Genomic DNA, 24,970 nt, shown 5'->3' with positions numbered 1-24,970 from the left:
GAACCATGGCAACACCGACAATTGCCGCCAACGCCTATGCAAACCTCGCTCGCGTGCTGGAGAACAGCGGCGCCGGCAAGGGCAGCGAGCCGAGCGGCCAGTCCTTCGCCTCGCTTCTGAAAGACACTGTCGGCAGCGTCCTGGAGTCCGGCCGCAAATCCGATGCGCAGACGGTGGCGATGGCCGCCGGCAAGGCCAACGTGATGGACGTGGTGACGGCGGTCGCAGACACCGACGTCGCCGTGTCCACGCTGGTCTCGGTCCGAGACCGCGTGATCGCAGCCTATGAAGACATCATGAAGATGCCGATCTGATTTTTGGCGCTCGCGCCCGCCCCAATCGTCATTGCGAGCGCAGCGAAGCAATCCAGAATCTTTCCGAAGCGGCAGTCTGGATTGCTTCGCTACGCTCGCAATGACGGGGGATAGGCCTTCGCATCGCTCACAAGAGCGGTGGGAGGCGAGGAATAAGACAAAGGAACTGCGAAATGACCGGACCGGAAACCCTCGACGTCGCGCGTGATGCGATCTGGACCATCGTGATCGTGTCGTCGCCCCTGATGGTGGTCGGCCTCGTGGTCGGCGTCGTCGTGTCGCTGTTCCAGGCGCTGACGCAGATCCAGGAGCAGACGCTGATCTACGTGCCGAAGATCCTGGCCATCTTTGCCACAATGCTGTTGGCCTTGCCGTTCATGGCCGACGCGCTGCATTCCCACATGCTGCGGATATCGTCGCGAATCATCGGCGGCTGAGGCACTATGCGCCCGTCATGCGCATCGACGTCTCGCTGCTGCCGGCGCTTGCCGCCTCCTTCATGCTCGCCTTTGCCCGGGTCGGCGCGATGGTGATGCTGTTGCCGGGCCTGGGCGAGACCAATATCCCGACACGGATCAAACTGTCGATCGCGCTGCTGCTCACGCTGATCATCCTGCCGCTGCATCGCAACGCCTATCAGGTCGATATGGGCTCGATCGCGCCGCTGCTGGTCCTCATGCTGCATGAGATCGTGATCGGCATCGTGCTGGGGGCGACCGCGCGGGTGACGTTGTCGGCGCTGCAGGTTGCCGGTGCCGTGATCGCGCAGCAGATGGGGCTCGGCTTCGTCACCTCGGTCGACCCGACGCAGGGACAGCAGGGCGTGCTGGTCGGCAACTTCCTGACGATCCTGGGGGTGACGCTGCTGTTTGCCACCGACAGCCATCATCTGGTGATCGCGGCGCTGAACGACAGCTATACGATCTTCGCGCCGGGCGAGACCGTGTCGAGCGGCGATGTCGCCGCGCTGGCGACGCGCGCCTTTGCCGCCGCGTTCCGCCTGGGCTTGCAACTTTCCGGCCCGTTCCTGGTGTTCGGCCTGGTCTTCAACATCGGGCTCGGCGTGCTGGCGCGGCTGATGCCGCAGATGCAGGTCTATTTCGTCGGCGTGCCACTCTCGATCTTCGCCGGCTTCCTGGTGCTCGCCGTGGTGCTCACGGCGATGATGGGCACCTATCTCGACTATTTCATCGGTGTCATGCACCAGATGATGCCACTCAAGTGACCGGGTGATCGATGGCGGAAGACAACGATCCAGAGAGTCAAACAGAAGACCCGACGCAAAAACGTCTCGAAGAGGCGCTCGAACGCGGTGACGTCGCCAAGAGCCAGGAGATCAACACCTGGTTCATGATCGCGGGCGCCACGCTCGTGGTCTCGAGCTTCTCGGGATCGGTCGGCAGCGGGCTGTTGGCGCCGATGCGCAACCTGCTCGCCAATTCCTGGATGATCAAGACCGACGGCAGGGCTCTGCTCGCCCTGATGCAGCAGATCGAAGTCGCGGTGCTCGCGGCGGTGGGCGTGCCGCTGCTGATGCTGGTGCTGGCGGCAATTGCCGGCAACGTGCTGCAGCACCGACTGGTCTGGTCGGCCGAATCCCTCAAGCCCAAGTTCAGCAAGTTGTCGCCTGCCGAGGGCCTCAAGCGCATCTTCGGCAAGCAAGCGGCGGCGAACTTCCTCAAGGGACTCGGCAAGCTGATCGTGCTCGGCGCGGTCATGACCGTGATCCTGTGGCCGGAGCGGCATCGCATGGAGGCGATGGTCAGACTCGATCCGGCCGCCCTGCTCGGCGCCTCCACCAGCCTGACCATTCATCTGCTCGCCGCGGTGGTCGCGGCGCTCGCGATCATCGCCATTGGCGACTATTTCTTCCAGTATCGCAGCTGGTTCCAGCGGCAGAAGATGTCGCTCCAGGAGATCAAGGAAGAGTACAAGCAGTCCGAAGGCGACCCGCACATCAAGGGCAAGCTCAGGCAGTTGCGCCAGCAGCGCTCCAAGAAGCGCATGATGGCGGCGGTTCCCAAAGCCTCCGTGATCATCACCAACCCGACCCACTATTCGATCGCGCTGTCCTACGAGCGCGGCATGTCGGCGCCGATCTGCGTCGCCAAGGGCGTCGATAACCTCGCTTTCAAGATCCGGGAGATCGCGCGCGAGCACGACATCCCGATCGTCGAGAACGTGCCGCTCGCCCGCGCGCTCTACGCCACCGTCGAGATCGACGAGGAAATCCCGACCGAGCACTACCATGCGGTCGCCGAAGTCATCGGCTATGTCATGCGTCTGAAGAGCGGATTCGGTGCCAGCCGGCAATAAAACCCCTGAAAAGTACTGGAAATGGCCGTAATCTGGGAATCAGCGTACCTTTCGCCCCTGCTGCCCTTGCGCCTGCGGGTCCGATTCAGGCAGGGAGGACCCTGCGCGCCCTGTAGCGCGTTGATTCTCTGCCGACAGGCTGTGCCAGCTTGAGATGACTGCCGAGACCGACCACGACCTCACACGCGAGCCCGTTGCGGCGCACGAGCCGTCGCCGCGCTCGGGCAGCATTGCGCTGGTGCTGCTGGTGGCCGCCGGCCTCGTCGCCGTTGCCGTCGGGTTGATGACGCTCGGGCGCGCGCAGGCCCAGCCCTATATCCTCGGCATCCTCGCCGTGCTGGCGATGGTCGGCCTGTTCAACCTGTTCGCCTTCGCCGCCGGCATCATCCGCTTCGTCGATCGCAATCTCGACGATCCCGTGATGGGGCGCATCGCCGACCACGCCTTCGACGGCCTCGCAGTGACCGACCCGCGGGGCCATGTGGTCTATTCCAATGCGGCCTATCTGACGCTGACCGGCGCTGCCGGCCCACAGGACGTGCGTCCCGTCGAGCGCGTCTTCATCGGCAACCCCGACGTCTCCGAAGCGGTGTTCCGCCTGTTGAAAGCCGCGCGCGAAGGCAAGCGGCAGCAGGAAGAGGTGCGCATCTCCGGCCATGACGGCAGCCAGGGCCGCTGGCTGCGCATGCGGGTGCGGCCCCTCGGCACCGGCAAGCGCGAGACGAGATACGCGGTGTGGTCGATCGCCGACATCACCCGCGACCGCGAGCGCCAGGAGGACGTGTTCCAGGAACTCCAGCACGCGATCGAATATCTCGACCACGCGCCCTGCGGTTTCTTCTCGGTCAATCCGGCCGGCGAGCTCGCTTATGTCAACGCGACGCTGGCGAACTGGCTCGACTACGACCTCGCCGAGATCGGCTCGGGCGGGCTGAAGCTGACCGACATCGTCTCCGGCGACGGCGCTTCGCTGCTGACCGCGATCGTGGCGGTGCCGGGCGAGGTCAAGACGGAAGTCTTCGACATCGACCTGCGCATGCGCACCGGCAAGACCATGCCGGTGCGGCTCTATCACAAGCTCGCCTTCGGCGCCGACGGTGCGCCAGGCCCGTCGCGCACGCTGGTGATCAGCCGCGCCCGCGACGAGCGCAGCGATCCGGACCGCGCCGCCGAAGTGCGCTTCATGCGCTTCTTCGACCACACCCCGATGGCGATCGCGACGGTCGACCGCGGCGGCAATGTCGTGCGCGCCAATGCGCGTTACGCCAAGCTCGGGCAGGCACTGGGACTCGACAGCGCCAGCAAGTCGATCTTCCGCGCCGTCAATTCGCGCGACCGTCATTTGCTGATCGCGGCCATCAACCAGGCCGCCGAGAATCAGGCCGACATCGCGCCGGTCGAGGTCGCGCTGGAAGGCTCCAAGGAGCGCTGGGGCCAGTTCTTCGTCACGCCGGTCGACGGGGGTGAGAACGACGCGGAAGCCGCCATCGTGCACATGCTCGAGACCACCGAGCGGCGCGCGCTGGAGAACCAGATCAACCAGTCGCAGAAGATGGAGACTGTCGGCCAGCTCGCCGGCGGCATCGCCCACGACTTCAACAACGTGCTCTCCGCCATCATGATGGCGAACGACTTCCTGCTGAACGCGCACAAGCCGACCGATCCGTCGTTCCAGGACATCATGCAGATCAAGCAGAACGCGACGCGGGCCGCCACGCTGGTGCGGCAGTTGCTGGCGTTCTCGCGCCGGCAGACGCTGCGGCCGCAGGTGCTCGACCTCGGCGATGCGCTCTCCGACCTCGCCATGCTGCTGCGCCGCCTGATCGGCGAGAAGGTCAAGCACGAGACCATCCACGGCCGCGATCTCTGGCCGGTCAAGGTCGACGTCTCCCAGTTCGAGCAGGTCATCGTCAATCTCGCGGTCAACGCGCGCGACGCGATGCCCGACGGCGGCAAGCTGATCATCCGCACCGCCAACGTCACCGCCGAGGAGGCGGCCAGGCTGGCCTACAAGGGCATGCCGGCAGCGGACTACGTGCGGATCGAGGTCGCCGACACCGGTACCGGCATCCCCGCCGATATCCGCGACAAGATCTTCGAGCCGTTTTTCTCGACCAAGGAAGTCGGCAAGGGTACCGGCCTCGGGCTCTCCACCGTCTACGGCATCGTCAAGCAGACCGGTGGCTTCATTTACGTGGACTCCGAACCGGGGCAGGGCACCTCATTCCAGATCTTCCTGCCGCGCCATCACGCCGAGCCGGAGGTGCAGGTCGAGCAGCCGGCGCCGGTCGTTGGCGCCGGCAATGGTGCCGCGAAGGAAGCCGGGTCCGCGGCGGACGCCAAGCCCCGCACCGATCTCACCGGACAGGGCACCATCCTCCTGGTCGAGGACGAAGAGGGCCTGCGCGCGCTCAACGCACGCGGTCTGCGCTCGCGCGGCTACACCGTCGTCGAGGCCGAGAACGGCGTCGAGGCGCTGGAGGTGCTGGAAGAGCAGAGCGGCGGAATCGATCTCGTCGTGTCCGACGTCGTGATGCCGGAGATGGACGGCCCGACGCTGCTCAAGGCGATGCGCGAGAAGAATCCCGACATCAAGTTCATCTTCGTCTCCGGCTACGCCGAAGACGCGTTCGAGAAGAGCCTGCCCGAAGGCCAGCAGTTCGACTTCCTGCCCAAGCCGTTCACGCTGAGCCAGCTCGTGGCGGCCGTGAAGGAGACGATGGCGAAGGCGGGGTGAGGGCTTCAAAGCATTGACGATGGGAAGCGGAACTGCCGGCACCAAAGCGACCGGTAACCCGCGACCGTGGCTCCTTCGCTCAGCCAGCCAAGCTGCCGCCAAATATGGGCTTTTGCCACATCCCCGCGACTGAGGGCCGCAGCCATAAGTTCCGATAGTGGCTTCCTTTTTACGGAAGGCTGCCCATCTTAGGGGCACGTCCCCATGCCGGGGATCTGGGAAACGAACATGAATTTCTCGCAACGCTCCCGCAGCATCTTCAAGACGATTGCCGTCGTGCTGGCGCTTGCGCTGCCGACTGCGCTGGCGATCTCGTCCGCCGACGCGCGCGTCGGTGGCGGCATGTCGTCTGGCTCGCGCGGTTCGCGCACCTATTCGGCCCCGCCATCGACCACGACCGCGCCGGGCTCGACCTCGCAGTTCAATCGGACCTACACCCAGCCGGGCGCAGGCATGAATTCGGCTGCCGCCGCCCCCGCGCGTGGCGGCCTGTTCGGCCGGGCCGGCGGCTTCATGGGCGGCCTTGCGGCCGGCTTCCTTGGCGCGGGCCTGCTCGGCATGCTGTTCGGCGGTGGCCTGTTCGGCGGGCTCGGCGGCCTGTCGTCGATCATCGGCCTGATCATCCAGATCGTGCTCGTGGTGGTCGTGGTTCGGCTGGCGATGTCGTGGTGGCAGCGCCGCCACACCCCGCAGGCGGCCTATGCCAACGCTGACGCCAGTGCCGGTCCGGGACCGCAGGCGAATAACCGCAGTGGTCTTGGTAGTGGTCTTGGCGGCGGCTTCGGCTTCGGCGCTAATAACAACGCGCCGCTCGAGATCAAGCCGGACGACTACGAAGCGTTCGAGCGCCTGCTCGGCGACGTTCAGTCCGCATGGTCCAACGAGGACGTGGCCAAGCTGCACACGCTGGCGACGCCGGAAATGGTCTCCTATTTCGAGCAGGACCTCGGCCAGAACCGCGCGCGCAATGTCGTCAACAAGGTCAGCGGCGTGAAGCTGTTGCAGGGCGACCTCGCGGAATCCTGGCGCGAAGGCGAGACCGATTACGCGACGGTGGCGCTGCGCTTCGCGCTGACCGACAAGACGCTCGACCGTAATACCGGCGCAATTGTCGCTGGCAGCGAGCAGCCGGGCGAGGCCACCGAAGTCTGGACCTTTGCCCGACGTCCGGGCGGCTCTTGGGAATTGTCGGCGATCCAGCAGACCAACTGATCGCAGACGACATGAGAAACAAGGCGTCGTGCTTCTTGCACGGCGCCTTTTTCTTTTGGGCCTCTCGCATCGCGGCATCGGAATAAGCGGGCCTGCGTCGGGTTGAAATCTGGCGGCCAACGACAACACAAAGGGAGGACAGGATGATCCGCATTGAGAGATCCGTGACGATTTCAGGCCTCGCGCTCGCCGCGGCCTTGCTTGCAGCGCCATCGGCGCAGGCGCAGTCGGCCGACATGACGTTCTTCGTGACCTCCAACGGTCCTGGTAAAGGCGCCGATCTCGGCGGCCTGGAGGGGGCCGATGCGCAGTGCCAGAAGCTGGCCCAGACCGGCGGCGCCGGCAGCAAAACCTGGCGCGCTTATCTCTCCACGCAGGCCGCCGACGGCAAGCCGGCTGTCAACGCGCGCGACCGCATCGGCAAGGGACCGTGGCAGAACGCCAAGGGCGCTGTGATCGCAAAGGACGTTGCCGACCTGCACGGGGCGGCCAATAACCTCACCAAGCAGACCGCGCTCAGCGAGAAGGGCGAGGTCATCAATGGCCGCGGCGACACGCCGAACCGGCACGACATCCTCACGGGTTCGCAAGCCGACGGCAGCGCATTTCCTGCGGATGACGACAAGACCTGCAAGAACTGGACGTCGAGCACGCAAGGCGCGGCGGTCGTCGGCCATGCCGATCGTCAAGGCCTGCGCGATGACGAGCCGTCGAAATCGTGGAACAGCTCGCATCCCTCGCGGGGCCCCGACGGCGGCTGCTCGCAGGCCGATCTGAAGAGCACCGGCGGCGACGGCCTGCTGTATTGCTTCGCGTCGAATTGAGACGCGGAACTCGTTCCGCCGTCATGGCGTTCGTGGTTGCGTGCTACACTCGCCACCACGCAATCACGGACCCTTTCCATGAAATACGAGCTCTATTATTGGCCCGAGATCCAGGGCCGCGGTGAATATGTGCGGCTGGCGCTGGAGGAGGCGGGCGCGGCCTACGTCGACGTGGCGCGCGGCCCACGCGGCACAGCTGCGATGATGAAGATGATGGACGCGCACGAGGGCACGCCGCCCTTTGCGCCGCCGTTCCTCAAAGGCGGCAAGCTCGTCGTCGGCCAGACCGCGAATATCCTGCTCTATCTCGGCGCCCGCCACGCCCTCGCCCCGAAGTCGGAGGCCGGTCAACTCTGGGTGCATCAGCTTCAGCTCACGATCACCGATTTCGTGGTCGAGATTCACGACACCCATCACCCGCTCGGGCCCTCGCTCTACTACGAAGATCAGAAGCCGCCGGCGAAGAAGCGCACGGCCGACTTCTGGGGCGAGCGCGTGCCGAAATATCTCGGCTATTTCGAGCAGCTCCTTCAGGACAATGGCGGCGCCTATGTCACCGGTCGCAGGCTGACCTATGTCGATCTCTCGCTGTTCCAGATCGTCGCGGGGCTGCGCTATTCGTTTCCGAAGCGGATGAAGGCGTTCGAGGCCGATATCCCGGGCCTCGTCGGCCTGCACGATCGCGTCGCGGCGCGGCCGAACATCAAGGCGTATCTCGAAAGCGAGCGCCGTATTCCCTTCAACGAGCAGGGCATCTTCCGCCGCTACCGCGAATTGGATGGTTAGCCGGTCCGGCGGGAAGTGCACAGCAGAGTGATGCGCGCTCACCAGACGCCAGGAAACAGGCGATAGCGCACGCGCGTCACATAGTCGGCATAGCCCGGCAGGCCCTCGCGCAGCGTGCGCTCCTCGATGCGAATGCGGACCGCAAACAAGACGAGGAATAGCGGCACCATCATAAGTCCCCACCATGAGCCCAGAAGCAGCGGCACGCCGGCGAAGAACAGGATCATGCCGCTGTACATGGGATGGCGCACATGGGCATAAGGCCCCGTCGAGATCACGCGCTGCGCGCGCTCGGCTTGCAGCTTCACCACGGGCGCCGCGAACGAGTTCTCGCGGAAGACCCAGAGGATGAACAGCGTCGAAAGCAGGAACACGGCGAGGCCGAGCATCTGCAGCGCCATCGGCATGTCGGAGGACAGCGTGCGCCGGTCGAGCCCCATCGCCGCCAGCCAGACCAGCATCGCGACGACGAAGACGGTCATGAACACCTTGTCGGCAGCGGGCTGGTCCTTTTGCAGGACCGGCCGCAGGCGTTCGGCAAGCAGTGCGGGGTCGACCCGGTAAAGCCACCACCCGCAGAGCGGGCCGAGCAGGGCGGAGGTCGCGAGGAACACCCAGGCGGACGGCCAATGCAGGGTGCCGGCGGACGCGAACAGCAGCGCGCCCATGGCGGCGGTGATGATCGTGCTCTGCAACAGCAGTCTTGCGATCATGCGCAGGTCTCGGGGTAGCCGCGCACGATGTTGGTCCCGCTATCCGGCGAAGTTGCGGCCGGACACGCGAAAGGCCCGATCGACCGGATCGGGCATTTCATCTTCGACGCGGCTGATCAGGCGAGCTGATCGATCCGCGTACCCTGACCCGGCGGCAGCGGCGCAGGCGGCGGCGGCTTGTAGGTCGGGTCGTTGTCCTTGGTCTTGATCTGATCGTCCTGCTGCTTGGTCGTGTCGTAGCTCGGCACCACGATCGCGATCGGCGGCGGCGAAACGGTGGAAACGCTCATCCAGAAATCCTCGCACATGGAAACATTGACCCTGCGCCGCGAGGAGCGAAATTTCCTTCAAGCCAATCGTTAAAATGCGAGGGATCCGGTGCGCTAGAATGTGCTCTCGGACCTCTCCTCGTCATTGCGAGCGCAGCGAATCAATCCAGTCTGTCTCCGCGGAGGGATTCTGGATTGCTGCGCTACGCTCGCAATGACGGAGTCTGTAGTGGGCGGTGTGCTGTCAGACGCACACCCCGCGGGGAGCCGCCTATTCGTCCTTGCTGCGCGTGATGGCGATGGACGCATCCGTCTTGGTGCGGGTGCATTCCATGTTGAGACGCCGGTAACGCATGCTGATCTTGTCGCCGCGCAAGAGCCCCATCCGCTTCAGGCAACGTGTCGCGCCCGTCGTCGTATCGTCCTTGGTCACGGTGAAGACGATCGCCGCCATCGACCCCACCAGCGCAAAGAACTCCGGTTTCGGCTTGCGATCGCCCTTGGCATAGAGCTCGATCGAATATTTGTCGCCACGGCAAGCCACGGACAATTCCTTGGCCGCGGGGTGCGTCAGGTAGACGACATTCGCGGCGCGGAAATTCACCTTGAGGCGATCGACTTGGTTCGCCAGCTCCTTGGCGCTGTCGTCGCAGCGGTCCGCGCGAGCGGGCGAGGCGAGGGTCACAAGGCCGGTGATGGCGGCGGCGACCAGGATCGCGCCGCGGACGTGCAAGTTCAATGTCATGATGAAAAGCCCCTTAGCGGGCGCATTCAACCGTCGTCCCGCGCGTAGCGCAAGGGGTGCACCCAGGGTCTTCACTGGCATCATGAGGGCCTGGTGTCCGCCGCCAGCCGCCGAATCCGGATGCCCTGACCGCACCAGAGCGCCTTCCCTTTGCGGCAAAAAAGCTTAGAACGCTTCTATGAAAGGGGCCCATGCGAGGGCCCCAAAACCCCGAGATTCCAGCCCATGAACGCTCCCACCGCCTTCCCCGATCCCGCAAAGCCCGTTCCGCCCTACAAGCACACGCCGCTGTTTCCGCTGGGCAAGGACGAGACGCCCTACAAGAAGATCACGGCCGAGGGCGTGCGGGTCGAGAAGGTCCTGGGGAAAGACATGCTGGTGGTGTCGCGGGAGGCGCTGCGGGCCTTGTCGGAAGCGGCCTTTGGCGACATCAACCACTATCTGCGGCCGGGTCATCTGAAGCAGCTCCGCGCGATCCTGGAGGACGGCGAGGCGAGCCCGAACGACAAGTTCGTCGCGCTGGACTTTCTCAAGAACGCCAACATCGCCGCCGGCGGCGTGCTGCCGATGTGCCAGGACACCGGCACCGCGATCATCATGGGCAAGAAGGGCTGCAACGTCATCACCGACGGTGACGACGAGGCGGCGCTGTCGGAAGGCGCGCGCGATGCTTACCTGCGCCGCAATCTGCGCTACTCGCAGGTCGCGCCCTTGTCGATGTACGAGGAGAAGAACACCGCCAACAACATGCCGGCGCAGTGCGAGATCTACGCCGAAGGTGATGACGCCTACAAGTTCATGTTCATGGCGAAGGGCGGGGGCAGCGCCAACAAGAGCTTCCTGTTCCAGGCGACGCCTTCGGTGCTGACCAAGGACCGGCTGCTCGCCTTCCTCAAGGAGAAAGTGTTGACGCTGGGCACTGCGGCCTGCCCGCCCTATCACCTCGCGATCGTGATCGGCGGTACCTCGGCCGAGCTATGCATGAAGACGGTGAAGCTCGCCTCCGCCCGCTATCTCGATGCGCTGCCGACCCACGGCTCGCCCGACGGCAACGCGTTCCGCGATCTCGAAATGGAGCAGGAAATCCTGAAGATGACGCAGTCGCTCGGCGTCGGCGCGCAGTTCGGCGGGAAATATTTCTGCCACGACGTGCGCGTGATCCGCATGCCGCGTCATGGCGCCTCGCTCCCGATCGGGCTTGGCGTGTCGTGCTCGGCCGATCGCCAGGTGCTCGGCAAGATCACCAAGGACGGCGTCTATCTCGAAGAGCTCGAGCACAACCCGGCGCAGTATCTCCCTGAGGTCGAGCAGTCGCTCGGCGGCGAGGTCGTCAAGATCGACCTCAACCAGCCGATGAAGGATATCCTTGCCACGTTCTCGAAGTACCCGACCAAGACCCGGGTCTCGATGACCGGCACCATGATCGTTGCGCGGGATTCCGCGCATGCCAAGCTGCGCGAACGGCTCGACAAGGGCGAGCCGCTGCCGGATTATTTCAAGAACCATCCGGTCTATTACGCCGGCCCGGCCAAGACGCCCGAGGGCTACGCCTCCGGTGCGTTCGGCCCGACCACTGCGGGCCGTATGGATTCCTTCGTCGATCAGTTCCAGGCCGCCGGCGGCTCGATGGTGATGGTTGCCAAGGGCAACCGGGCGCCGGCCGTGCGTGAGGCCTGCAAGAAATATGGCGGCTTCTATCTCGGCTCGATCGGCGGCGCCGCGGCGAATCTTGCCGAGCACTGCATCAAGAAGGTCGAGGTGCTCGAATATCCCGAGCTCGGCATGGAAGCGATCTGGCGCATCGAGGTCGTCGACTTCCCGGCGTTCATCATCATCGACGACAAGGGCAACGACTTCTTCAAGGAGTTGAATCTGGGTTAGTTCTTCACCTCGCCCCGCTTGCGGGGAGAGGTCGGATTGCGCTCGGCGATGCGAAGCATCGTCCGGAGCAATCCGGGTGAGGGGAGTCTCCGCGAGACCGACTCTCACCGTCCTTGTGGAGACTCCCCCTCACCCCGACCCTCTCCCCGCAAGCGGGGCGAGGGAGAAGAGCTAACTGCAATTCGTGACCTGGTTGGAGCACAGCCCGCGCCACCAGCCGCGGACGCCGTCCTGGCTCTCGACAAGGCCCCAGAGGCCGCTGCAGGCAAAGATGTGCTTCGGTCCGCCGTCGGTGTCGATCGGGCCGCCGAGCTCGCGCTGGGCCGGAATCCATTGCGCGTCGACGAAGGGCGCCTGGAACAGGCCGCCCATGCGTGTCGCGCCATTGGCGTAGGACGCGCCGACCTTGTTGGAGGCGACCCAGCCGCGTCCGGCATAGGGCTTTGGCGCGCTGCGCGGGTATTTCTTGTCGTCCTCGTAGTCCTTGCCCGGCGGCTTGGCGCCTTCGATCAGAAACCAGCCGCTCTTGAAGCCGATGATGCGGAATTCGGTGAGCCAGCCGCCATCGGGCGTGTTCTCGCTGCCGCCGAGCTTGAGCCGGTAGGGCGGCGGAAGCGTGCCGAGCACACGCGCCTTGATCGATGGTTCGGCACGCACGTTGAGGCCGCTGGGATCCTTGTCCACGGACCAGGCGCCGAGATCGCAGGGCTCGGTGCCGTCGGGGAGCGTTGAGCGCCTGGCGGCGAGATCGGCGTGCAGCTTTGCGAACTCAGTGTCGTCGTTGTCAGGATCCGGCCCGCTACGCGGCTTCAATTCGGCTGAGACTGCGCGTGTCGCATCCGGCGTCAGCGCGACCACGAGAGCTTGGCGCGTAGCGAACACGCTTGCCGGTGACTTCGGATCGTTCGACGAGATCGGATAGACAGCGAGGTAGCCCGTCGACCCTTCGGTGCGATAGGCGGTGCCGGCGACATAGCCTGCCGGCACCATGGCGAGCGCGCTTGCCCGCCACGCCGGTTCGGCATCGTCCGCGCGCGCCGCTTGGGTCGCGACACACAGGATCGCCGCCGCGATGAGACGGACCGCGCGCACGGTTGCCGCGCGGCTTAGGCGCGCGTGCCCGTGAATGGGAAGCTGCCCATCGGGCCGATGCCCATCTCCCCGCTCATGCTATCGCCGGAGACGGTTCCTATGAATTCGAGCGTCAACGGCATCGGATTGGTGATCGAGACCTTCCAGTTGACGGCGTCGCCGCTGACGGTGCCGTCGAAGATCTCGGCTGTATCGCCTTCCGCACCCTGTGTCCCCGTGAGCGTGCCGCCGGCAGCCGTCAGGCTCAGCGTCGCCTTACGCTCGCCCATGGGGGTCGTCAGGGTCAGAGTCCAGTTGCCGTCGACGGCCATTCGCGTCTCCCAATATCCCGGCGGACCGCGATGATCCGCGGACCAGTCCCGGCCGAGCGTATAGCGCAACTCGCCGCCCGCGCCTAACGCTCCGTTGGAGGCATTCAGGCGCGGGCGGCGGCGCGCCGTCGGCTGGTGACGATGAGGCGAAGCACGACATATTGCACGGCGAAGGCGAGGATCTTGGCGCCGCCCGCGACCACCGTGATGTAGAACGCCCACAGCTTCAGATCGCCTGTGGAGGCGACGGCGATCATGCCGGCGCCGATCACGAACATCAGCGCGGCCCAGGCATAGCCCGCAGCCGTCACATATTCCGGAACGGTCTCGACGACGATCGATGGCATGTAGCGCAGCATCCAGCCCCGCTTGAGCATGATGGCGCCGATCGCGAAATGCGCGATCGAGGGCTTTGCGAGCATGAAGCGGGGATCGTTGGTCAGCAGCGTGACCGTGCCGAGCACGACGACGAGCGCGACGCTCGCATAGGTCATGTAATTGAGCTGCTGCCCCTTGACGCGTGCATAGATCACTTGCGCGATCGCTCCGGCAATCGCCACCGACGTTGCCAGGACGACGTTGTCGGTCACGAGGTAGATGACCAGGAAGACGATGGCGGAGAAGAGGTCGGAGGCGAGGCGGGCGAATACGTCCTTCATCGTCGATCCTGTTCAGCGGGAGTTGGGCATTGCGCTGGCCGGCGCACCGTACTTGATCTGCCGATATTCGGGATACCATTTTGTGAAGTAGATCGCGCTGTTGCGGGCGGCGAAGGCAACCGCAAGGCTCGACCAGAGCGGCAGGCCGGGGACATAGAGCAGCACGAGATTGGCGGCCGCCATCAGCAGCGCAGCCGCGGTCCATGCGCCGGTGATGACGTAATTGGCGTAGAGAAAGCCGGGCATCGCCGCGGTCTCGGGCGGCACGGCCTCGAGCGCGTATTGCAGCGTGAAGGGACGGCGGACCAGCATCGAGCCGAGCGAGATGACGAAGATGCCGATGTCGACCGACAGCTTGACACCGAGCGTGCCGAGCGCCGGGTCGAACAGCGCGAGGTGGAGGCCGATTGCGGCGAATAGCAGCGCCGAGCCCATAGCCAGGATCTTGACCGAGCGGCCGCGCGCGACATCGATCGCGACGGTCGCGAGACAGATTGCCGAGGCCACGAACACGCTGATCGTGGCCGATGTCATCAGCATCAGGAAGGTGAAGGCGCCGTAGGGCGCGAGGATCAGGAAAATCGCCATGGTCCGCCTCGGTCAGGCCTTATCTTTACGATGTAAAGATCAATAGGCCAGGAGCGAGCCGGGGTCAAGCAAAATCTTTACAGTGTAAAAATGACGTAGGCGACTTCCAAAAATTGAATTGCTGCAACGGCTTGATCGGCCATCTCATCGATTAAGCCCGCCCAGGACAGGTGCGACAGGACAGGTAACGCGCAGGCGACCGAGAGGACGAAGGCGAGCAAGATACCGCCGTTGAAGACGGTCTGGCCGCTCCGCCGCGGCCGGATCATCTGGAGCGTGAGCCCGGCGCAGATCAGGAACAGGATCAGGACAGCGAGGCCGTCCGCGGCGATCGAGGGCATAGGCATGAGAGACCTTTTGGTGACATCAGCGATGTCGAGAGGAGAACTAGGTCGCGCCGACCCAATTGCCGTGAAAACCGTCGGGCACGCGATGGCCGAGCTGCACTAGCGCGACGGGGCCGGCCTCGACATCTCCGGCGTTGAACACGGCGAGGTCGCTGCGGTTCTCCCGCGCGCGCCAGACCACCGCCAGCAGCCAGCCATCACCTTCCGCCGCATCTTTCGACCGCTCGACGAACACCGGTTCGGAAATGGTGTCGCCGGCCGGCAGCAGATAATGGCCGAGGCGCTTGCCATTGCCATCGACGTGAACGACGCCGGATAGCGCGCCGAACATCGGCAGCTTCGGATTGGCGTAGGCGTACCAGCCGTGACGGCTCCTCAATCCGGCGCGGCGGTCGTCGATGCGCGGGAATTCGCCGGTGAGATCGTCGAGATAGCTCTGCTGGAAGCGGTCGGTGTCGCCTGAGAGATCGAACGTCCAGCGGCAATGGCGGGCGCGCGACTTCTCCGGATCGGTCGGCCGCCCATCGGGATGCGGAAACAGCGGCGCTTCCTCGAATTGCATGACGTCGGCGATGATGCGGTCACCGTCCTCCCACGCATTCATGACGTGGAAGACGTAGCAGGCTTCAGCGCGAAACCAGACGATGTCCTTCGCGCTGCCCTTGCGCTTGATCACGCCGACATAGGCGCCCTTGTCCGGCTCCCAGGCGTAGGGCGGCCGGCCGCTCATCGCGCGCTCCATGCTGCCGGTGATGGGCAGGATCGGAAACAGCACATGATTCTCGGTGACGATGAAGTCGTGCACCATGCTGGCATAGGGCGCCTCGAATCGTTCGAAGCGCGTCGCCTTGCCGGACGCGTCGATCGACCCGTAGGAGAGGGCAGGCGTCAGCGGTCCCGCGGCGTTGTAGCCGAAGAACACCAGCTCGCCCGTGAGGGGATCGATCTTGGGATGCGCCGTGAAGCTGCCGGCGACGCGGCCGTGATAATTGTGATAGCCGCGCGTTGCGAGCGTGCCCGGTTCGATCTCGGTCGGGAGATGCGCTTCCTCCAGCGCAAGCAGCTTGCCGGCATGGAAGATGATGTTGGTATTCGCAACCCCGCCATCGGTCAGGTTCGCCGGCGCATCCGGCAGCTTGCGGCCGAAGCCGCCGAACAGCGCGCGGCCGGCATCGTGCTCGGCCAGCCATTTCGGCGTGCGGATCCAGCGGTTGCGATAACTGGCGCGGCCATTCTCGAGATGAAAGGCGTGCAGCATGCCGTCGCCGACGAACCAGTGCGCGCCAGGCGAGTCGAACTGCGGGTTGGGGCCATTGCGATAGAGCGTGCCGTTCAGGTCGCGCGGCAATTCACCGATGATTTTCAGGAAGGGCGCGTCGGCCTCGAATGGGATCGGACCGAGGTTGTGGCGGCGTTCGGCAACGGCGTCCTGCTGCACGGCGTATCCCTCCTTATCTTTACATCGTAAAGATGAAATAGCCGTGTGAGGGGGCTTGGTCAAGCGAAATCTTTACACTGTCAATATGGCGTCCTATAGCTGGCCGATGGGCAAGAGCGAAATCAGGACAGAAACTGCGCGCGGTGCGCGCACCGCAAAAAAGGCGAGTGCGCCGGCGCGTCCCGCGCGACGACCGGCGAGCGTCAAGTCAGAGGCGCCCTATCATCACGGCGCGCTGCGCGAGGCGCTGCTCCAGGCCGCCGAGCGGGTGCTGGAGCGGGACGGGCTCGCGGGCCTGACATTGCGCGCGGTGGCGCGCGAAGCGGGGGTCTCGCATGCGGCGCCTACCCATCATTTCGGTGACCTCACCGGGCTTCTCAGTGAGCTCGCGGCGGTCGGCTTCCGCCAGTTCAATGCGGCGATGGCCTCGTCCTCTGACAGCGCCACCACCCCGCTCGAGCGCGCGCTGGCGCGGCCGAAAGCCTATGTCGCCTACGCCCAGGCTCATCCCGGCATGTACGGCATCATGTTCCGTACCGAGCGCCTCGACTATTCCAGGCCGTCGCTGCACGAGGCCGCCGAGGCGTCCTTCGCGGGGCTTGCCAATGCCGTCGGCATGATGCGGCAGGAGCAGATCAGCGGCGACGCGCTGACGCTCAATCAGGGCGCCGCGATCGCGCGCGCCTGGTCGATGGTCCACGGTTTTACCATGCTGCTGCTCGATGGGCGGCTTGAGGATATTCTGGGGCGCCTGCCCGAGGGCACGACTCCCGAACGCCTGCTCGAGGCGATGCTGATGTCGCCGGTGACGGGGAAGCCGCCGGGTCCCTGATCGATTGCAAGCGGGCGCCTACCGCATCGTCGCAAGCTCGACGGCGCGGCCGCTGGCACCAACGATCTTCACGTCGTCCTTGCCGCAGGTAAAGCTGCGGGCGGACTCGTCCGCGGCCTTGCGCGCGAGCTCATTGGCGTTCGGATTGGCGATCGCGTCGACATAGGCGACATGGCAGACGGGGCCGGGTGGCAGCCGGGTCACGATGAGCATGGCCTTGGTGTTCGGCCGCCCCTGCTTGTCGGGATCGGTGCCATCGGCGATGTGCCAGCGCTGGATCATCGCAAACGGCTTGGCCCCAGCGGTGCGCCATTCGACGGTGGTTTCGGACGAGTTGAACGGAGCGAACCAGACTTTAGCCGCCGGTTCCTCGGCCGCGGCCTTGCGATTGCGGCCGACGGAGACGACTTCGCGAAGATCATCCTCGGCGATCAGGACCACGAGGCCATCCTTGCCCTCGCAGACCCGCGTGGTGCTGCCGTCGAGCTCGCTGGGCTTGCCGATCTGGCGGCAATCCTTCGGGGCCGTCGAGGTATATTGGCTGCCCACGGATTGGGCGTCGGCGCGGCCGAGACCGCTGCACATCAGCAACATGGCCAGGAGCAATATGGCCAAGCCTGCGGTGGTGATGCGGAACATGACGACGCCTTTTGTCGAGCGGGAACTCCGTACCATCAGACGTCTTGATTGTGGGCAAGGTTCAAACAGGGTCGACAGACACCTGACAGCGGCGCGGAATCGTTCTAGAAGAGCGGCTTCGCTTGGGCTCTTTCAGCCTCGTTCGCGTCCTCGTTTTTCGTGATCATGCCAGCCACCTCGTCCAACAAACCTTATCGCGTCGGCCGCTCGAAAACCGGGCTCGGCCTCTTCGCCACCAAGCCGATCAAGAAGGGCACCCGGATCATCCGTTATTACGGACCGATCCTGGACTCCCGGATTCCCGAGCACGACGACATCGAGAACAAATACCTGTTCGAGCTCAACGGCCGCTGGACCATTGACGGCTCGGTGCGCAAGAACCTCGCGCGCTATATCAACCACTCGTGCCGGCCCAACGCCGAATCCGACGTCCGGCCGCGTGAGCGCAAGGTTTTCATCCGCGCCATCAAGAACATCGAGCCGGGCGACGAGATCAATTACGACTACGGCACCGATTATTTCAAAGCCTACCTGAAGCCGATCGGCTGCAAGTGCGAATCTTGCGAGAAGAAGCGCAAGAAGCTGCGCGCCGAGGCGCGGACCGAACGCGCCAAGGTGAAGGCGCGCGCGGAGCGTAAAGCGCAGAAGGCGGGCGCGACGGCCGCCAAAAAGAAGAAGCTCAACGGCGTCGCTGTTGGCAAGGCGAACGGCCGCGCGCGGGCCTAGCCTGATTTCGAGCTTCTGGCACAGCTGTCATGCCCCGCGAAAGCGGGGCATCCAGTACGCCGCGGCCTCTCCGTATGCGACGACAGCAAGTGATGTGGCATCACGCGGCCAACGCACTCCCGCTCCTGCGCAATCCCACATATTGCAGTTCGGCAAACACGCCGGTCGCGATCGCCTGTGCCACGACCATGAGCTCGCCGGCAAGGTTCGGCGACACCGCGCCCGAGAGCAGCAGCGCGATGCTGCCGGCCGTCCAGGCCGCGTTGCCGACCACGACCAGCAGCACGAGCGGCTTTGCCACCAAGGCGCGGGAGGCGAGCCAGCCGACGAGCGCGGTGTAGGCGATCAGGAACAAGCCGGTCTCGCGCAGCAGCGCTTCGGGCAGGTTGAACAGCGAGGCGAACGCGCTGGCGCCGAACGTGAAGCCGAGAGCGGCGACGCCGCTGAAGATCGCGTCGGCAAGAAGCGCGCGGCGAAGGAAGGTGGATGCGTCGATCATCGTGGGTCTCCATGGTTGGGGTGGGCTCGAGGTGAAACTCAGTGCAATCCGCGCCACCAGGCCCGAAGCAGGCGGGCGAGGCGGAACGGGCAGAGGCTCCTGCCGACGCTGTGCTCGAAGGCCGTGACCTGCGCGACGACGTAGTCGCCGGCCGAATGCACCAGCGGCTCGGGCATGTTGAGGCTGCGCGCCAGCATCCGGGTTGCGAGCGCCATGGCCCAGGGAACTAGCTGGTCTGTGACGGTCCGGTAGAGCAGCAGTGCGATCATGGTCGTCTCCTGTTGCGACCCAAGATGCGCCGGCCCGAGGACCAATTCGATTACCTCCGACGTAATGGAAGGGCCGAAATCTGCGTGGTAGGTTTTCGACCATGAACGCACATGCATCCACGGCGCAGGCCGAACGCAGCCAACCGGTCCATATCGGCGACCATTTGCGCGAATGGCGGCAGCGCCGCCGCATGAGCCAGCTCGATCTCGCCGGCGAGGCCGAAATCTCGGCGCGCCATTTGAGCTTCGTCGAGACCGGCCGTGCCGCACCCTCGCGCGACATGGTGCTCAGACTCGCCGAGCGGCTCGACGTGCCATTGCGCGAACGCAACGTGCTGCTGGTCGCCGCCGGCTATGCCCCGGCCTTTCCACAGCGCCCGCTGGAGGATCCCGCCTTGAAATCAGCCCGCCAGGCGATCGACCTCGTCCTCAGGGCGCACGAGCCCAATCCGGCGCTGGCTTATGACCGGCACTGGAATCTGGTCTCCGCCAACCGCATGCTCGCGCCGCTGCTCGCCGGCATTCCGCAGCGACTGCTCGGCCAGCCCTTCAACGTGCTGAGGCTTGCCTTCCATCCCGAGGCGCTGGCGCCGCGCACGGTCAATCTCGCGGAATGGTGCGGGCATCTTTTGGAGCGGCTGCACCGGCAATGCGAGGCGACCGCCGATCCCGAGCTGATCAAGCTGTACAACGACCTGAAGAGCTATCCGATCCCGGCGCGCGCGGCGCCGCTGTCGAGCGACAATGTCGCGATCCCCTTCAAGCTGCGCCACGAGGGGGAGATACTCAGTTTCTTCTCCACCACCATGGTGTTTGGCACGCCGGTCGATATCACGCTGTCGGAGCTGGCCCTGGAAACCTTCTTCCCGGCCGACGAGCGCACTGCCGAGCGGCTCCGACAAATGGCAGCAGCCATGAGCTAGCGGCCTTGCCTCGGAATGGGTTCGGCTTATCTTTGGGCACAACCCGCAACGCCCGAAGGAGGCGCTCATGAGCAACCTAAAGCCGCTCCAGATCGACGTCGTTTCCGACGTGGTGTGCCCCTGGTGCTATATCGGCAAGCACCGGATCGAGAGCGCGCTGGCGCTGGTGCCCGACGTTCCGATCAAGCTCAATTTCCGTCCCTTCTTCCTCAATCCCTGGGTGCCGTCCGAGGGCATCAGCCGGGAGGAGTATCTCACCAAGAAGTTCGGCTCGGTCGAGGCCTATAAGGGCATTGCGGGACGCGTCGTTGCGGCCGCGGGCGAAGAGGGGCTCGTCTATCGGCCCGAGCTTGTCGCGCGTCAGCCCAACACCACCGACTGCCACCGCCTGATCCTCTGGGCCGAGGCGATCGGCAAGGCGCCCGAGATGAAGCAGCGCCTGATGGAGCTCTACTTCCGCGACGGCGGCGACCTCACCGATTTGAACGTGCTGGTGCAGGCGGCTGCCGATGTCGGCCTCGATGCCGACGACGTGCGCAAGCGACTCGTGACCGACGAGGACGTCGCGCGCGTATCGGCGGACGCGCAGGAAGCCGCCGAGAAAGGCATCTCCGGCGTGCCGACCTACGTGTTCGCGCAAAAATACGCCGTCTCCGGCGCGCAGGATCCCAACATGCTCGCGCGGGCCATCCGCGAAGTTTCGGCGGAGATCAACGCCCAGGCGGCGGAATAGGAGCCATCCTATTTACGAAGCAGGCGAACTGCGCGGCGCGCCGCCGCGTAGGCGATGCCGTGCGCCGCGAGCGCTCCGTGAACGAGCGCCACGATGGGGTCGTTCCGCCGCAACGGTATCAGCACGTCGCCGACGGCGAAGCGCCCGCGCCAGATCGGGTTGATCATGGGGTGATCGGCGCTCGCCGTGGAGTCCGCGCTGGCGATGGCCGGGTCGGCGCAGAGGCGGCGGGTGAGCTCGAGCGTAAGCTGCACGCCCGGCGAATATCTTGCAAAGCGCTCGTCAATGCCGAGCTTGAAGAAGAAGGCGCGGTCCTGATGGCGCAGCACGATCCCAGCGGCTACCGGCGTCGCGCCGGCGCGAAGGGTGACGATCTCGCATTGCGCGGTTTCTGCCAGCGCGGGAACGGCGCGGCGGATGAAGCTTGCATCGCCGGCATGCTGGACCAGCGCGGTTCCGCGCTTGCCCTTCCAGCCACTGGCTTCGAGCTGCAAAAATGTCTCGAGCGCGGGCCTGATCTCGTCGGGGCTGTGCGCGACATCGAACACGACGGCGCCGTGGTCTTCGAGACGATGCCGTTGGCGGCGCAGCTCCTTGAGCTTTTTGGTGCCGAGCGCGTCGCGTAGCAGCGTCTCACCGTCCTGGGTCGCGTCGAGGCTGGCGCGGATGTAGGAGCTGAGGAGGCGCGGCTTCAGGCCGTCGCGATTCAGAACCTGGTTGAGGGCGGTCATCGCCGCCCCATCGAGCGCCACATCGTTCAGCACGAGCGCATGCGCTCCGGTCGCTCGGGCCTGCTGCAACAGGCGCGTCACTGCCTCGATCGGGGCATCGCGGTCGATCAGCGGGCTGCAAAGCGTGCCATAGGGGTGCGCACTCACCAGCGCGGGCAGAGGGATCTTCCATGCACGCCAGAGCGAGATCACCGGCATCAGCCCGATCAGCCGCGATCCATCGTATGCGGGAAGCGCCGAGGCATCGGTGCGGCCGCGCGCGGTTGCGCTCACAGCGAGCTCCCAGCCCGGCAGGTAATATCCGTTCGGCTCGATCGCGCGCTGCGCGAGTGCGCGCCACTGGCCGGGCTCGATCGCCGTAAGCGGGACGCGCGCGCGCGAGGCCGCGGCAGGCTTTGCCGATGCCGGATTGATCGCAGCCTGGTGCGCGATGTCGACCACGTCCCGTCGTCCCCGTTCAGGAGGCCATGCTTAGCGCAAAGATTGGAAAATACCGTTGGGACGCCGCTTCAATTCGAGTGGTAATATTAACGTCTCGTTGAGCATCCGGCCGCGAGCCGCCGGATGCCGCGGGAGATAGTGCCTAGTGGTCACCCGGCACGAAATGGTCGCGGGCGCTTGCACGTCCGCCGCCGGCGGTGTCGGTGATCCCGATGTCGATGTCGCGCGATGTCTGCGGCAGCTGCGTCGGGTCGACCTGCACCGACAGCCGGACCTCGCGGGTCTGATCCTGCCCAACCTCGACGACGGGCTTGCCGTCAGCTCCAGCCTCGATGCCGGCGACGCGAATTGTCGCGCCCGGCAGGCCGGAGACCTCAAGCGCGAACGACCGCTGTGCACCCTTGTTGAGGATGCGCACGGTGTAGTCGTTGCGGACGCCGCCACCGGCGAGCTGAACGAAGAGCGGATTACGCTCGTGCAGCACGTTGACGTCCATCGTCGCGCGCGTGGCGAGCGCGTAGAGCATGATGCCGCCGACGACGGCAATGGCCGCGGTATAGATCAGGGTACGCGCGCGGATGATGCGGTAAATCGGCGCCTTGCCCTCGCTCCGGCGCTGCAGGTTGATGTCGGTATCGTAGCCGATCAGGCCGGCGCGCCGGCCGATCTCCCGCATGACGCTGTCGCAGGCGTCGATGCACAGGCCGCATTGGATGCAGCCGAGCTGGATGCCGTGCCGGATGTCGACGCCGGTCGGGCAGACATTGATGCACTGGTGGCAGTCGATGCAGTCGCCCGCGATGTCGCCATGGGTGCGGGCGACCTGCGCCTTCTTCACCGACATGCGTGGCTCGCCACGGTCGCGGCGATACGTGACGTTGAGTGCCCATTCATCGGTCAGCGCCGCCTGGATGCGCGGCCAGGGACACATGTAGATGCACATCTGCTCGCGGGCGTGACCTGCAAAGACGTAGGTCGTTGCGGTCAGGATGCCGATCCAGAGATAGGCGATGAAGGGGGCCTGGAAAGTGGCGAGCTCCTTCACCAGCGTCGGCGCGTCAGCGAAATAGAGCACCCAGGCGCCGCCGGTCCACCAGGCGATCATGATCCAGAGAAAGTGCTTGGTTGCGACCTTCCGGATGTGACCAAAGGTCCAGTAGCGCTTGTCGCCTAGCATGCGCTCGCGCCGGTCGCCCTCGACCCAGCGTTCCACTGCATAGAACAAATCGGTCCATAACGTCTGTGGGCACATGTAGCCGCACCAGATACGACCGGCCACCGCGTTCATCAGGAACAGCACCATGGCGGCAATGATGAGCAGGCCCGTGAAGTAATAGACCTCCTGCGGCCACAGTTCGATGAAGAAGAAATAGAAGCGGCGATGCGGCAAGTCGACCAGGACAGCCTGGTTCGGCAGGCCGGGTCCGCGGTTCCAGCGAATGAAGGGCAACAGGTAATAGGTGCCGAGCGTGACGCAGAGGATCGCCCATTTGATGCGGCGGAACGGCCCTTGGACCGATTGCGGGTAGACCTTCTTCCGCTTCTCGTAGAGCGGGCCTTCGATGATGGTGTCGTCGGTCATCCTGCGTTCCTCGCGTCTAGCGCGGGCGAGGACCCTATCCGGAAGTGCAGAAGAGGCGGTACAGCGTCTCCAGCAACGCGCGGACTTCCTGGCTCGCGATGCTGTAGTATACCGTCTGACCATCCCTTCTGGGTTTGACCAGGCTCAATGCACGCATCTTGCCGAGATGCTGAGATAGTGCGGCCGACGACAGGCCCGCGATGTCGGCGAGTTCGCCGACCGACTTCTCGCCGTCCAGCATGTTGCAGAGGACCAGCAGCCGCTTCGGATTGCCCATGGCCGTGAGGAGGCGGGAAGCCTCCTCGGCCTTCTCCTCAAGCGCGACCAACTCTTGATTGCGGACCTTGCGTTTCATGGCCAGTTATATATTAGTATATTCGAAATTACGAAAGCGCTAAAGTAACGGTATCCAGTGCCCGCGCCGGGCGTACTCTCGATCCGGAGGTCGCATGGTCTCAACATCATTTACGCCGATCGCCTCCCTTGTTGGTGGTGCGCTGATCGGCTTGTCTGCCGTTCTGCTGATGTGGGCGACGGGGCGGATCGCCGGCGTCAGCGGCATCGCCGCGCGGCTGTTTCCCCCTTATGAGGACCGTCAATTTCCGGGCCGGCTTGCCTTCGTCGCAGGTCTCGTCTCCGCGCCCGTGCTGGTGCTGCTCGTCACCGGAAGTCTGCCGGCGCAGACGATCGAGGCGACCCCGGTCGTTTTGATTGTCGGCGGCTTGCTCACGGGTTTCGGTTCGGTCTGGGGCAGTGGCTGTACCTCCGGCCACGGCGTCTGCGGCCTGTCGCGGCTCTCGGCGCGCTCGCTGGTCGCGACCATGACCTTCATGGCGGCCGGCATGGCGACGGTCCTCGTGATGCGGCACTGGAACTGATGGCGATGGCTATACCGGTTCAATTCCTAATCGGCGTGATCTTCGGCCTCGGCCTGATCGTCTCGGGCATGGCGAATCCGGCGAAGGTCCTGAACTTCCTCGACGTCGGCGGCATTCCTGCGGGGACGTGGGATGCGAGCCTTGCCTTCGTGATGGCCGGCGCGGTGGCCGTGACTTTCACCGGATTCAAACGCGTCCTAAAGCTCGCGCGTCCCTACTTCGCCGAACGATTTTATCTTCCGACGCGAAGCGACATCGATCCCAGGATCATCGCAGGTCCCGCGATCTTCGGTGTGGGTTGGGGATTGGCGGGCTTCTGTCCGGGGCCGGCGCTAACCGCGCTCGGATTTGGCTCCGTGTCCGCCGTCATCTTCGTCGCTGCGATGAGTGCAGGCATGGTGCTCGCCCGCTTCATCGCTCACCTGCCGTCGTTGACGCGCCTCGTTACGCCGGCCGACCCGTTCGACACCTAGAGTAAACGCAGA

30 protein-coding genes are annotated in these 24,970 nt (G+C 65.0%); 15 read left to right on the top strand and 15 right to left on the bottom strand.

Annotated elements, in window-relative coordinates:
* The first annotated feature begins 5 nt into the window (after positions 1–5).
* The 8 genes from fliE to BRA1417_RS0129745 all read left to right on the top strand — a co-directional run bounded on the left by fliE (position 6) and on the right by BRA1417_RS0129745 (position 8,189).
* A complete protein-coding gene (fliE, locus tag BRA1417_RS0129780; RefSeq protein ID WP_007612285.1) occupies positions 6–314 on the top strand; it encodes a flagellar hook-basal body complex protein FliE in 309 nt (102 codons plus the stop codon).
* 173 nt (positions 315–487) lie between these two features.
* The gene (gene fliQ / locus BRA1417_RS0129775; RefSeq protein WP_007612284.1) at positions 488–751 is read left to right on the top strand and encodes a flagellar biosynthesis protein FliQ; all 264 of its coding nucleotides are present in this window, start codon (positions 488–490) and stop codon (positions 749–751) included.
* 17 nt (positions 752–768) lie between these two features.
* On the top strand, positions 769–1,539 hold the full coding sequence (gene fliR / locus BRA1417_RS0129770; protein WP_007602155.1) for a flagellar biosynthetic protein FliR: 771 nt from the start codon (positions 769–771) through the stop codon (positions 1,537–1,539).
* 11 nt (positions 1,540–1,550) lie between these two features.
* On the top strand, positions 1,551–2,630 hold the full coding sequence (flhB, locus tag BRA1417_RS0129765) for a flagellar biosynthesis protein FlhB (RefSeq protein WP_027518912.1): 1,080 nt from the start codon (positions 1,551–1,553) through the stop codon (positions 2,628–2,630).
* Between the two features lie 154 nt (positions 2,631–2,784).
* Positions 2,785–5,367: a cell cycle histidine kinase CckA gene (gene cckA, locus BRA1417_RS0129760; protein ID WP_027518911.1), complete on the top strand. Its 2,583-nt coding sequence runs from the start codon at positions 2,785–2,787 to the stop codon at positions 5,365–5,367.
* A 204-nt stretch (positions 5,368–5,571) separates the two neighbouring features.
* Positions 5,572–6,579, top strand: a complete 1,008-nt coding sequence (locus BRA1417_RS0129755; RefSeq protein ID WP_027518910.1) for a Tim44-like domain-containing protein — start codon at positions 5,572–5,574, stop codon at positions 6,577–6,579.
* A 143-nt stretch (positions 6,580–6,722) separates the two neighbouring features.
* Positions 6,723–7,403, top strand: coding sequence for a lectin (locus BRA1417_RS0129750; RefSeq protein WP_027518909.1), 681 nt, complete (start codon positions 6,723–6,725; stop codon positions 7,401–7,403).
* 78 nt (positions 7,404–7,481) lie between these two features.
* Positions 7,482–8,189, top strand: coding sequence for a glutathione S-transferase (locus tag BRA1417_RS0129745; protein WP_027518908.1), 708 nt, complete (start codon positions 7,482–7,484; stop codon positions 8,187–8,189).
* Positions 8,190–8,227: 38 nt separating this feature from the next.
* On the opposite strand, the gene BRA1417_RS0129740 is transcribed toward BRA1417_RS0129745, so the two are convergent.
* The 3 genes from BRA1417_RS0129740 to BRA1417_RS0129725 all read right to left on the bottom strand — a co-directional run bounded on the left by BRA1417_RS0129740 (position 8,228) and on the right by BRA1417_RS0129725 (position 9,916).
* Positions 8,228–8,902 carry an isoprenylcysteine carboxylmethyltransferase family protein gene (locus BRA1417_RS0129740; protein WP_027518907.1) on the bottom strand — a complete coding sequence of 225 codons (675 nt, stop codon included), beginning with the start codon at positions 8,900–8,902 and terminating at the stop codon, positions 8,228–8,230.
* A 116-nt stretch (positions 8,903–9,018) separates the two neighbouring features.
* The gene (locus tag BRA1417_RS45035; RefSeq protein WP_007612258.1) at positions 9,019–9,192 is read right to left on the bottom strand and encodes a hypothetical protein; all 174 of its coding nucleotides are present in this window, start codon (positions 9,190–9,192) and stop codon (positions 9,019–9,021) included.
* Between the two features lie 250 nt (positions 9,193–9,442).
* Entirely contained in the window at positions 9,443–9,916 is a 474-nt protein-coding gene (locus BRA1417_RS0129725; RefSeq protein WP_027518906.1) for a hypothetical protein, read from the bottom strand.
* Positions 9,917–10,141: 225 nt separating this feature from the next.
* On the opposite strand from BRA1417_RS0129725, the gene BRA1417_RS0129720 reads away from it, so the two are divergent.
* On the top strand, positions 10,142–11,797 hold the full coding sequence (locus tag BRA1417_RS0129720) for a fumarate hydratase (protein WP_027518905.1): 1,656 nt from the start codon (positions 10,142–10,144) through the stop codon (positions 11,795–11,797).
* Between the two features lie 171 nt (positions 11,798–11,968).
* Here BRA1417_RS0129720 and BRA1417_RS0129715 read toward each other — a convergent pair whose 3' ends face one another.
* The 6 genes from BRA1417_RS0129715 to BRA1417_RS0129690 form a co-directional block, all read right to left on the bottom strand.
* On the bottom strand, positions 11,969–12,889 hold the full coding sequence (locus BRA1417_RS0129715; RefSeq protein ID WP_027518904.1) for an SH3 domain-containing protein: 921 nt from the start codon (positions 12,887–12,889) through the stop codon (positions 11,969–11,971).
* Between the two features lie 14 nt (positions 12,890–12,903).
* A complete protein-coding gene (locus BRA1417_RS0129710) occupies positions 12,904–13,200 on the bottom strand; it encodes a hypothetical protein (RefSeq protein WP_007602176.1) in 297 nt (98 codons plus the stop codon).
* A 104-nt stretch (positions 13,201–13,304) separates the two neighbouring features.
* The gene (locus BRA1417_RS0129705) at positions 13,305–13,859 is read right to left on the bottom strand and encodes an inner membrane-spanning protein YciB (protein WP_027518903.1); all 555 of its coding nucleotides are present in this window, start codon (positions 13,857–13,859) and stop codon (positions 13,305–13,307) included.
* 12 nt (positions 13,860–13,871) lie between these two features.
* Positions 13,872–14,447 carry a hypothetical protein gene (locus BRA1417_RS0129700; protein WP_027518902.1) on the bottom strand — a complete coding sequence of 192 codons (576 nt, stop codon included), beginning with the start codon at positions 14,445–14,447 and terminating at the stop codon, positions 13,872–13,874.
* 77 nt (positions 14,448–14,524) lie between these two features.
* Positions 14,525–14,794, bottom strand: coding sequence for a hypothetical protein (locus BRA1417_RS0129695; protein ID WP_027518901.1), 270 nt, complete (start codon positions 14,792–14,794; stop codon positions 14,525–14,527).
* A 40-nt stretch (positions 14,795–14,834) separates the two neighbouring features.
* A complete protein-coding gene (locus BRA1417_RS0129690) occupies positions 14,835–16,232 on the bottom strand; it encodes a carotenoid oxygenase family protein (protein ID WP_027518900.1) in 1,398 nt (465 codons plus the stop codon).
* A 106-nt stretch (positions 16,233–16,338) separates the two neighbouring features.
* Between BRA1417_RS0129690 and BRA1417_RS0129685 the strand changes: the two genes are divergently transcribed.
* Positions 16,339–17,064 carry a TetR/AcrR family transcriptional regulator gene (locus tag BRA1417_RS0129685; protein WP_027518899.1) on the top strand — a complete coding sequence of 242 codons (726 nt, stop codon included), beginning with the start codon at positions 16,339–16,341 and terminating at the stop codon, positions 17,062–17,064.
* An 18-nt stretch (positions 17,065–17,082) separates the two neighbouring features.
* On the opposite strand, the gene BRA1417_RS0129680 is transcribed toward BRA1417_RS0129685, so the two are convergent.
* Entirely contained in the window at positions 17,083–17,703 is a 621-nt protein-coding gene (locus tag BRA1417_RS0129680) for a hypothetical protein (RefSeq protein WP_027518898.1), read from the bottom strand.
* Between the two features lie 165 nt (positions 17,704–17,868).
* Between BRA1417_RS0129680 and BRA1417_RS0129675 the strand changes: the two genes are divergently transcribed.
* Complete coding sequence (locus tag BRA1417_RS0129675; RefSeq protein WP_027518897.1) at positions 17,869–18,429, top strand: SET domain-containing protein; 561 nt, start codon at positions 17,869–17,871, stop codon at positions 18,427–18,429.
* 100 nt (positions 18,430–18,529) lie between these two features.
* Here the strand turns inward: BRA1417_RS0129675 and BRA1417_RS0129670 are convergent, their stop codons facing one another.
* Positions 18,530–18,928 carry a hypothetical protein gene (locus BRA1417_RS0129670; protein ID WP_027518896.1) on the bottom strand — a complete coding sequence of 133 codons (399 nt, stop codon included), beginning with the start codon at positions 18,926–18,928 and terminating at the stop codon, positions 18,530–18,532.
* A 38-nt stretch (positions 18,929–18,966) separates the two neighbouring features.
* Positions 18,967–19,197, bottom strand: coding sequence for a hypothetical protein (locus BRA1417_RS0129665; RefSeq protein ID WP_027518895.1), 231 nt, complete (start codon positions 19,195–19,197; stop codon positions 18,967–18,969).
* A 101-nt stretch (positions 19,198–19,298) separates the two neighbouring features.
* Here BRA1417_RS0129665 and BRA1417_RS0129660 point away from each other — a divergent pair, with 101 nt between their 5' ends.
* Positions 19,299–20,120, top strand: coding sequence for a helix-turn-helix domain-containing protein (locus tag BRA1417_RS0129660; RefSeq protein WP_027518894.1), 822 nt, complete (start codon positions 19,299–19,301; stop codon positions 20,118–20,120).
* Positions 20,121–20,187: 67 nt separating this feature from the next.
* On the top strand, positions 20,188–20,853 hold the full coding sequence (locus BRA1417_RS0129655; protein ID WP_027518893.1) for a DsbA family oxidoreductase: 666 nt from the start codon (positions 20,188–20,190) through the stop codon (positions 20,851–20,853).
* Positions 20,854–20,861: 8 nt separating this feature from the next.
* Here BRA1417_RS0129655 and BRA1417_RS0129650 read toward each other — a convergent pair whose 3' ends face one another.
* The 3 genes from BRA1417_RS0129650 to BRA1417_RS0129640 form a co-directional block, all read right to left on the bottom strand.
* Positions 20,862–22,025 carry a GNAT family N-acetyltransferase gene (locus tag BRA1417_RS0129650; RefSeq protein WP_027518892.1) on the bottom strand — a complete coding sequence of 388 codons (1,164 nt, stop codon included), beginning with the start codon at positions 22,023–22,025 and terminating at the stop codon, positions 20,862–20,864.
* Between the two features lie 142 nt (positions 22,026–22,167).
* The gene (gene ccoG / locus BRA1417_RS0129645; RefSeq protein WP_027518891.1) at positions 22,168–23,607 is read right to left on the bottom strand and encodes a cytochrome c oxidase accessory protein CcoG; all 1,440 of its coding nucleotides are present in this window, start codon (positions 23,605–23,607) and stop codon (positions 22,168–22,170) included.
* A gap of 34 nt (positions 23,608–23,641) precedes the next feature.
* Entirely contained in the window at positions 23,642–23,962 is a 321-nt protein-coding gene (locus BRA1417_RS0129640; RefSeq protein ID WP_027518890.1) for a helix-turn-helix transcriptional regulator, read from the bottom strand.
* 94 nt (positions 23,963–24,056) lie between these two features.
* On the opposite strand from BRA1417_RS0129640, the gene BRA1417_RS0129635 reads away from it, so the two are divergent.
* On the top strand, positions 24,057–24,485 hold the full coding sequence (locus BRA1417_RS0129635) for a YeeE/YedE family protein (protein ID WP_027518889.1): 429 nt from the start codon (positions 24,057–24,059) through the stop codon (positions 24,483–24,485).
* A gap of 5 nt (positions 24,486–24,490) precedes the next feature.
* A complete protein-coding gene (locus BRA1417_RS0129630) occupies positions 24,491–24,958 on the top strand; it encodes a YeeE/YedE family protein (RefSeq protein WP_027518888.1) in 468 nt (155 codons plus the stop codon).
* Positions 24,959–24,970 lie beyond the last annotated feature (12 nt).

This window comes from Bradyrhizobium sp. WSM1417 (genome assembly GCF_000515415.1).
Taxonomy (GTDB): Bacteria; Pseudomonadota; Alphaproteobacteria; order Rhizobiales; family Xanthobacteraceae; genus Bradyrhizobium.
The sequence above is the reverse complement of the archived record's forward strand: the minus strand, read 5'-3'. Positions and strand labels throughout refer to the sequence as shown.

Bases quoted from the DNA above. Each gene is read 5' to 3' on its own strand.
- fliE (WP_007612285.1), top strand. From the start codon at position 6: ATGGCAACACCGACAATTGCCGCCAACGCCTATGCAAACCTCGCTCGC.
- fliQ (WP_007612284.1), top strand. From the start codon at position 488: ATGACCGGACCGGAAACCCTCGACGTCGCGCGTGATGCGATCTGGACC.
- fliR (WP_007602155.1), top strand. From the start codon at position 769: ATGCGCATCGACGTCTCGCTGCTGCCGGCGCTTGCCGCCTCCTTCATG.
- flhB (WP_027518912.1), top strand. From the start codon at position 1,551: ATGGCGGAAGACAACGATCCAGAGAGTCAAACAGAAGACCCGACGCAA.
- cckA (WP_027518911.1), top strand. From the start codon at position 2,785: ATGACTGCCGAGACCGACCACGACCTCACACGCGAGCCCGTTGCGGCG.
- BRA1417_RS0129755 (WP_027518910.1), top strand. From the start codon at position 5,572: ATGCCGGGGATCTGGGAAACGAACATGAATTTCTCGCAACGCTCCCGC.
- BRA1417_RS0129750 (WP_027518909.1), top strand. From the start codon at position 6,723: ATGATCCGCATTGAGAGATCCGTGACGATTTCAGGCCTCGCGCTCGCC.
- BRA1417_RS0129745 (WP_027518908.1), top strand. From the start codon at position 7,482: ATGAAATACGAGCTCTATTATTGGCCCGAGATCCAGGGCCGCGGTGAA.
- BRA1417_RS0129740 (WP_027518907.1), bottom strand. From the start codon at position 8,902: ATGATCGCAAGACTGCTGTTGCAGAGCACGATCATCACCGCCGCCATG.
- BRA1417_RS45035 (WP_007612258.1), bottom strand. From the start codon at position 9,192: ATGAGCGTTTCCACCGTTTCGCCGCCGCCGATCGCGATCGTGGTGCCG.
- BRA1417_RS0129725 (WP_027518906.1), bottom strand. From the start codon at position 9,916: ATGACATTGAACTTGCACGTCCGCGGCGCGATCCTGGTCGCCGCCGCC.
- BRA1417_RS0129720 (WP_027518905.1), top strand. From the start codon at position 10,142: ATGAACGCTCCCACCGCCTTCCCCGATCCCGCAAAGCCCGTTCCGCCC.
- BRA1417_RS0129710 (WP_007602176.1), bottom strand. From the start codon at position 13,200: ATGGCCGTCGACGGCAACTGGACTCTGACCCTGACGACCCCCATGGGC.
- BRA1417_RS0129705 (WP_027518903.1), bottom strand. From the start codon at position 13,859: ATGAAGGACGTATTCGCCCGCCTCGCCTCCGACCTCTTCTCCGCCATC.
- BRA1417_RS0129700 (WP_027518902.1), bottom strand. From the start codon at position 14,447: ATGGCGATTTTCCTGATCCTCGCGCCCTACGGCGCCTTCACCTTCCTG.
- BRA1417_RS0129695 (WP_027518901.1), bottom strand. From the start codon at position 14,794: ATGCCTATGCCCTCGATCGCCGCGGACGGCCTCGCTGTCCTGATCCTG.
- BRA1417_RS0129685 (WP_027518899.1), top strand. From the start codon at position 16,339: ATGGGCAAGAGCGAAATCAGGACAGAAACTGCGCGCGGTGCGCGCACC.
- BRA1417_RS0129680 (WP_027518898.1), bottom strand. From the start codon at position 17,703: ATGTTCCGCATCACCACCGCAGGCTTGGCCATATTGCTCCTGGCCATG.
- BRA1417_RS0129675 (WP_027518897.1), top strand. From the start codon at position 17,869: ATGCCAGCCACCTCGTCCAACAAACCTTATCGCGTCGGCCGCTCGAAA.
- BRA1417_RS0129670 (WP_027518896.1), bottom strand. From the start codon at position 18,928: ATGATCGACGCATCCACCTTCCTTCGCCGCGCGCTTCTTGCCGACGCG.
- BRA1417_RS0129665 (WP_027518895.1), bottom strand. From the start codon at position 19,197: ATGATCGCACTGCTGCTCTACCGGACCGTCACAGACCAGCTAGTTCCC.
- BRA1417_RS0129660 (WP_027518894.1), top strand. From the start codon at position 19,299: ATGAACGCACATGCATCCACGGCGCAGGCCGAACGCAGCCAACCGGTC.
- BRA1417_RS0129655 (WP_027518893.1), top strand. From the start codon at position 20,188: ATGAGCAACCTAAAGCCGCTCCAGATCGACGTCGTTTCCGACGTGGTG.
- ccoG (WP_027518891.1), bottom strand. From the start codon at position 23,607: ATGACCGACGACACCATCATCGAAGGCCCGCTCTACGAGAAGCGGAAG.
- BRA1417_RS0129640 (WP_027518890.1), bottom strand. From the start codon at position 23,962: ATGAAACGCAAGGTCCGCAATCAAGAGTTGGTCGCGCTTGAGGAGAAG.
- BRA1417_RS0129635 (WP_027518889.1), top strand. From the start codon at position 24,057: ATGGTCTCAACATCATTTACGCCGATCGCCTCCCTTGTTGGTGGTGCG.
- BRA1417_RS0129630 (WP_027518888.1), top strand. From the start codon at position 24,491: ATGGCTATACCGGTTCAATTCCTAATCGGCGTGATCTTCGGCCTCGGC.